At 30.4% G+C, this 7,339-nt stretch carries 2 protein-coding genes and 1 pseudogene; all 3 read left to right on the forward strand.

Translation table 11 applies throughout. The features are described 5' to 3' along the window. Window positions 1–3,880 (forward strand): annotated as a pseudogene (locus ACKI44_RS07940) (hypothetical protein); the annotation flags it as partial. Window positions 3,881–4,691: 811 nt separating this feature from the next. Beyond that, complete coding sequence (locus ACKI44_RS07945; RefSeq protein ID WP_407423248.1) at window positions 4,692–5,363, forward strand: hypothetical protein; 672 nt, start codon at window positions 4,692–4,694, stop codon at window positions 5,361–5,363. Between the two features lie 126 nt (window positions 5,364–5,489). Next, a partial coding sequence (locus ACKI44_RS07950; protein WP_407423250.1) for a hypothetical protein occupies window positions 5,490–7,339 on the forward strand: 1,850 nt, incomplete at its 3' end.

Raw genomic sequence — 7,339 nt, forward strand, 5'->3', positions numbered from 1 at the left:
TGTTGGTGATTTGGTTAATGGTGCTAATGCTACTTTGGTGATTAAGACTTTGGTTAATATTAGTAATGCTACTGTTTTGAATGTTGCGACTGTTAATAGTAGTACTTATGATCCTAATGAGACTAATAACGAAGGTAACAACACTACAGATGTTAATCCAATTGGTGAATTATTAGTAGAAAAGATTACATTAACTCCTGTTGTCAATGTCGGCGGACAAGTTACATTTGAAATTGTCGTTCAAAATATCGGAGATATTGATTTAAATAATGTATACGTTATTGAATCTGAGTATGATGGTTTGGTATTTGACCATGCTTATGGTTTGGGTAATCATTGGATTGAATCAAATGAAAACGGTAAACATAAATGGACTTATAATGGTGTATTTGTTGTAAATAATGTTCATGGTTTCTTTGTTGTATTCAATACTACTAAAGAAGGTAACTTCACCAATGTAGTTGTTGCTGGAGGTAAGAATACAGAAAATAAAACTACCAACAATACAACTACAGTTGTTAATCCAGAATTTACCGTAGAAAAGATTTCTTTAAATCCAGTTGTTCATTTGAATAACTTAACAACCTTTGAAATTGTTATTAAAAATGTTGGTAAAACCCCATTAACTGGCGTATTTATCGAAGAGACAAATTATGATAGTTTAACTTATTATTCATTCATTGATACAAAAGAATGGACTTACACATTTGATGTTAAACCTAAATGGGAATTAATTAAATCTTTACAACCAAATGAAGTTGCTACATTAAGAGTAATATTTAATGCAACTAAGGTAGGTAATTGGACTAACTTAGTTACTGCAGGTGCTAATGGTACTGAAAATAAAACGGCTAATAACAATACTACAGTTTATGTTGAAGAACCTCCTGTTGTTCCTGAAGGTAACAACTCTAACATAACTATTGAAAAAATCGCTTTAGAAAAAGTTATTTTTGTAGGTAGTCAAGTTACATTTGAAATTGTTGTTCACAATACTGGTGATAGAAAATTAAATAACATTACAGTTTATGAGAAATTCACTGAAGGCTTAGTATTTGACCACATTATTGATGCATCCAGTTCATGGATTAATAATAATGATTTAAGCTTCACTCTTAACCGTGAACTTTTAATAGGCGAAACTGTTAAATTCTACATTGTATTCAATGCAACAAAAGTTGGATCTTTAACCAATGTTGTTACTGTAACTTCCAATGAAACTGAAAATAAAACATCCAATGATACAATTAAAGTCGTTGAACCTAAATTTGATGTAAATAAAGTCGCTTTAAACAAAACTGTTATAACTGGTCAGCAAGTTACATTTGAAATTGTTGTTCACAATACTGGTGAAGTTGCAATAAATAACTTAACAGTTTATGAATCTGCATTTGATGGTTTAACTTATGATTCATGGTTAGATAATACTGGGTTATGGATTAAAAATAATGATTTAAGCTGGACTTTGAGTTCAAGTTTATTGGCTGGCGAATATCTTGGTTTCCTTGTTGTATTTAATACTACTGAAGCAGGTAATTTCACAAATGTTATCGTAGCTAAATCCGATGAAGTTCCTAATAAAACTTCTAATGATTCCGTAAAAGTTTTAAAACCTGAATTAAAAGTCAAAAAAGTAACTGTTAATCAAACTGTAGTTGCAGGTCAGCAAGTTACATTTGAAATCATTGTAGAAAATATTGGAGAGACTGAGTTAAACGACGTTATTGTTCGTGAATTAGAATTCAATGGTTTAACCTATGCTGGATGGTATGATAATACTGGTCTATGGATTAAAAATAATGATTTAAGCTGGACTTTAAGTTCAAAATTAGCTTTAAAAGAAACTGCAAGTTTCTTCGTTGTCTTCAATACAACAGATGTGGGTAATTTCACTAATGTTGTTGTAGCTAAGAGTAATAATACCAATGATACTTATGCAAACAATACTACAAGTGTAATAGGCGCTGATTTATCTATTGAGAAATTGGTCAGCAATTCCAGTCCTAATTTAGGTGATGTCATTGAATGGACTATTATTGTTACAAATAATGGGCCTGCAGATTCAAAAGGTGTTTATGTGATTGATAAGTTACCTGCTGGTTTGCTTTATCAGTCTGATGATTCTCAGGGTAAGTATAATCCTGTTAATGGTCGTTGGGATGTTGGTGATTTGGCTAACGGTGCCAATGCTACTTTAGTAATTAAGACTTTAGTAAACATTACTAATTCAAGTATTGTTAATGTGGCTACTGTTAATAGCAGTACTTATGATCCTAATGAGACTAATAATGTGGGTAATAATACTACTGATGTTAATCCTGCTGCTGATTTAGTTGTTGAGAAATTTGTAAGTAATTCCAGTCCTAATTTCGGTGATGTTATTGAGTGGACTATTGTTGTTACTAATAACGGTCCAGATGCTTCTAAAGGAGTTTATGTGATTGATAAGTTGCCTAGTGGTTTGGTTTATCAGTCTGATGATTCAGAGGGTATGTATAATCCAACTACTGGTCGTTGGGATGTTGGTGATTTGGCTAACGGAGCCACTGCAAAATTAATCATTAAAACTTTAGTAAACATTACTAATTCAAGTATTGTTAATGTGGCTACTGTTAATGGCAGTACTTATGATCCTAATGAGACTAATAATGTGGGTAATAATACTACTGATGTTAATCCTGCTGCTGATTTGGCTGTTAAGAAATTTGTAAGTAATTCCAGTCCTAATTTCGGTGATGTTATTGAGTGGACTATTGTTGTTGTTAATAACGGTCCTGATGCTGCCAAAGATGTTTATGTCAGTGATAAGCTACCTGTAGGGCTGGTTTATCAGTCTGATGATTCTCAGGGTAAGTATAATCCTACTAGTGGCCGTTGGGATGTTGGTGATTTGGCTAACGGAGCTACTGCAAAATTAGTCATCAAAACTTTAGTAAACATTTCCAGTGCATTTATTATCAATACAGCTACTGTTAATAGTACTACATTTGACCCTAATGAATCTAACAATAATGCTTATAATACTACTGATGTTAATCCTGTTGCTGACTTATCTATTATAAAGATTGTAAGCAATTCCAGTCCTAATTTCGGTGATGTTATCGAATGGACTATTATTGTTACTAATAAAGGTCCTGATGGTGCATATAATGTTAGTGTGATTGATAAATTGCCTAACGGCTTGGTTTATCAGTCAGATGATTCTTATGGTAGGTATAATCCGGGTACTGGTGTTTGGACTGTTGGTGTTTTGCCTAATGGAGCAACTCAAAAATTGGTCATTAAAACTTTAGTAAATATTGCAAACTCAACTATTGTAAACGTTGCTACCGTTAATAGCAGTACTTTCGATCCGAATAAAGATAATAACAATGCAAACAATACTACTAACGTCAAACCTGCAGCTGACTTGATTATTTCAAAAGTTGTAGTTAATATTAGTGGTGATAATGTCACTTGGGGCATTGCTGTTAAGAATTTAGGTCCGGACACTGCAATTAATGCCAGAGTTATTGACGTTTTACCTAAAGCATTGCAATTTGTTTCATATAATGCAAGCAAAGGTGCATATGATGCAATGACTGGAGTATGGTCCATTGGTGATTTGGCTAATGGTGAAGAAGCAGTCATTTTAATTGAAACGGTTGTTTTAGGCACTGGTGTAATTACCAATGAGGCAAGAGTTGAAAGTGATACATACGATCCTAACATGACAAACAACTATGATTATGATGGTGTTGTTGTGGAAGATGTTCCGGATGTAGAACCTGTCAACCCTCCTGAAGTAGTTAATGAGCTTCCAGCTACAGGTAATCCATTAATAATGGTTTTACTTGCATTAATCGCATTGGGAACCGCTGCATTAAGAAGAAGAAAATAAACATTTAACGGGAAATTTAATTTCCCTCTCTTTTTTATTTTTTTGATGTGTATTATAAAATTGCAATAACTATTTTTTATTAATAGCTTATTTTATTTTAACATATACTATAATTATTTTAGTACTTATTAATTGACTATTGGAATAAATAATCGTAAATTTGATTTAAGTGATAGTAATTTCATTTGTAGATATGGGTATGAAATTGAAAATAGGTGTTGGTTATCAGTGTTTGTTTTAATTTTGATTAATTTTTCACCTGATTAAAAAATCATGATTATTAATTTACAACATCTATTTTTTGAAAATAAATTATATGACTGCTTTTGAGTGTAAGCACCTGCTTGCATCTTTAAAATGTTTATAACGATTTAAATAATCTTAATTTTTATTTTACAATATTTTTTACAATATATATTTTGAAAATTTAATATTTTAATTCGTAAAATAGCTATATTAGGCATTAAAATCAAATTTAACCCCCGATTTCGACATTTTTTTCAATATATTATAGATTTTTTTTCCAAGATTTTTTTTGTTTTGTTTGATAATATACAAACAAAAATTTGTATTGTTGGAACCTATTTTATATAACAAAGTTATAATTTTAAGATGTCTATTTTTTTAAAATTTTCTAAACAGTCAGATAAAAAAAATATCAAATAGATACTGACTGATTAATTTTTTAAAAATTTATGGTTAAAATGTATACCTTTATATATGATGAAAATTTTAAATAATTTTAGTTACTGATTTAGATAGCTATTTTTAAGGAAAAAATTATTGTACGAATATCGACTTTGGTGATTTTATGATAAAAAAATTCATGATGATTATAATATTAACATTATTCTTGATCTCTGCAGTTTCTGCAAGTGATGTTGATGATGTAGTTAGTATTGATAATTCTGAAATTCAAATCCAGGAATCAGACGAAGTCGATCAACTTGATTTTGAGGAGTTCGAAGTAGATGATGTTGTTGAAAATGACGTTGTCAGTGAGGAGGAATTAACTCCAATTTATAATCAAGAGTATGATAATTCTTATATAATTAACGACCTTGAAAATTTAAATGAAATTGAACATTTTTGTATTGAAGTTTTGAAAAATGAAATTTTAAACAGTAATGCAGATTTGGATTTTGAGTCTAATTTATTTAAATTCGAAGATATTGATAAATTTAAGATATTGACTCATGATGATATTATATTTTACAATGATTATTGTCATATCTTGACGCATGTTGTTGATAAAAATATTATTATATCATGTGATAAATTACATACAAAATTTGCTTTTTCCATAGATAATTTAATTGTGGGCAGTGAGAAAGCTTTTACATATGCAATTTTCAATCCTAATTTTTCAAATTTTTACTTACTTTCATTTTCTACTTTTCAAACATTTTCTGATTTTGTGCAAATTTTTATGAATATTAATTATTTTGAGTTATCCTTTTTTCCGAGTAAAACAATCGAATGAATAAAAAAGACAAAAATTTTAAATATTTTATTAATTGAAGAACAAAAATGTATTAAATTATTAATTTGACATATCAGGTGATATTTAAGTTAAAAAGAAAATTTTATATTTAAAAATGGTGTAATTATGAACAAAAGATTTTTTATATACATATTATTCATGCTAGTCGTTTTATCTGCCGCATTTGGTGCAGTTAGCGCTAGCGCTAATATAACTGAACCTGCACTTTCAAGTGTTGGAGAAAGTTATGCTATCGGAGATGATGCTTTAAGCTTATCATATGAAGAAAATATTAAAGACAATAGTGAATTAAGTTTGTCAAACGAGGCAAGTATTGATGATAATGATGAAATTTTAGGTTTATCAATTGATGAAAGTTTTGAAGATTATAATGGAACTTTAAGTTTATCAAATATCCAAGAAAATGATATTTTAGGATATTGGGAAACTGTAACTACAAAAGCTAAAGGGGCAGATTATGTTCCGATGTCTAATGGATTTACAGCTTTTTGTGCAGATAGAACAGGTACTTTTCCAAAATCTGATACTCCATATTATACTGTACATGTAAATACATTGAAGCACGATTACAGAACAAATGAACGTGTTGATAATAAACTAAGATTGGCTGTAATCTATTATGCAGATAATCCTGAATTCCAGGAAAAAGTAGTTATTCCTCGAGTTGGATTAGGTTCTTTCTCATATACCCAACATTTAATATGGTATTTATCTCGTTATGATGACTCACCTTATTATATGGGTGATTTAGATAAATATCCAAAATTAAAAAATGCCTATTATGATATTATTAACAGACACAATAATGGGGAATGGATTAATGAGGAAAAAATGACTTATAATGATGGGACTTATGAAACAACCTATGAGTTTTTAGCTTTTAATTCACAAAGTACCTATCAAAAATTGTTCGGGTATAAAAAAACCGTAAAGGAAATTCCTCAAATCCCTAAAGTTCCTGGAATGGATGTTACTAAAAAATCCTTAACTCCTAATGTTAAAGCAGGCGAACAGACCAAGTTCCAAATCACTGTTCGAAATACTGGAGAAGTTGATTTGAATAATGTTTTCGTAAAGGAAAATATGCCTGCTGATTTGGAGTATGCTGATTATACCAACAAAAATCTTTGGAAGAAATCCGGAGACTTCTTCTATTACAACAATGTTTTAAAAGTTGGAGAAACAGCTAGTTTCACAATCATATTCAATACTAACAAAACAGGTAGCTTTACCAATTGTGTAGTCGCAGGATCAGATAAAACTAATAATAAGACTACCGAAAATAAGACTAATGTATATAAGCCAGCTATGGAAGTTACCAAGAAGTCTTTGACTCCTAGTGTTTTGGTTGGGGAGCAGACTTTGTTCTTGATTACTGTTACTAATACTGGTGATGTTGCTTTGGGTAATGTCTTTGTTGAAGAGGATATGCCTGAAGGTTTGATTTATGATAGTTTCACTGGTAATAAATGGAGTAAGAATGGTAATTTATTTAAATATAATGGTGTTTTAGCTGTTGGTCAGTCTGCTAGCTTTACTATTGCGTTCAACACTTCTGTGACTGGTAAATTTATTAACTGTGTTGTAGCGGGATCTGATAAGACTGAGAATAAGACCACTGAAAACACTACTACCGTAAAAAAACCGGCAATGGATGTTACTAAGAAGTCTTTGACTCCTAATGTTATGGTTGGGGAGCAGACTTTGTTCTTGATTACTGTTACTAATACCGGTGACGTTGATTTGGGTAATGTCTTTGTTGAAGAGGATATGCCTGAAGGTTTGATTTATGATAGTTTCACTGGTGATAAGTGGAGTAAGAATGGTAATTTATTTAATTATAATGGTGTTTTAGCTGTTGGTCAGTCTGCAAGTTTCACTATTGCGTTTAATACTACTGTTAATGGTACTTTTGTTAATTGTGTTGTTGCTGGTTCTAATGGAACTGAAAATAA

This window comes from Methanobrevibacter sp., assembly GCF_045646205.1.
Taxonomy (GTDB): Archaea; Methanobacteriota; Methanobacteria; order Methanobacteriales; family Methanobacteriaceae; genus Methanocatella.

Coding starts and splice junctions, on each gene's coding strand:
- ACKI44_RS07945 (WP_407423248.1), top strand. CDS start 4,692: ATGATAAAAAAATTCATGATGATTATAATATTAACATTATTCTTGATC.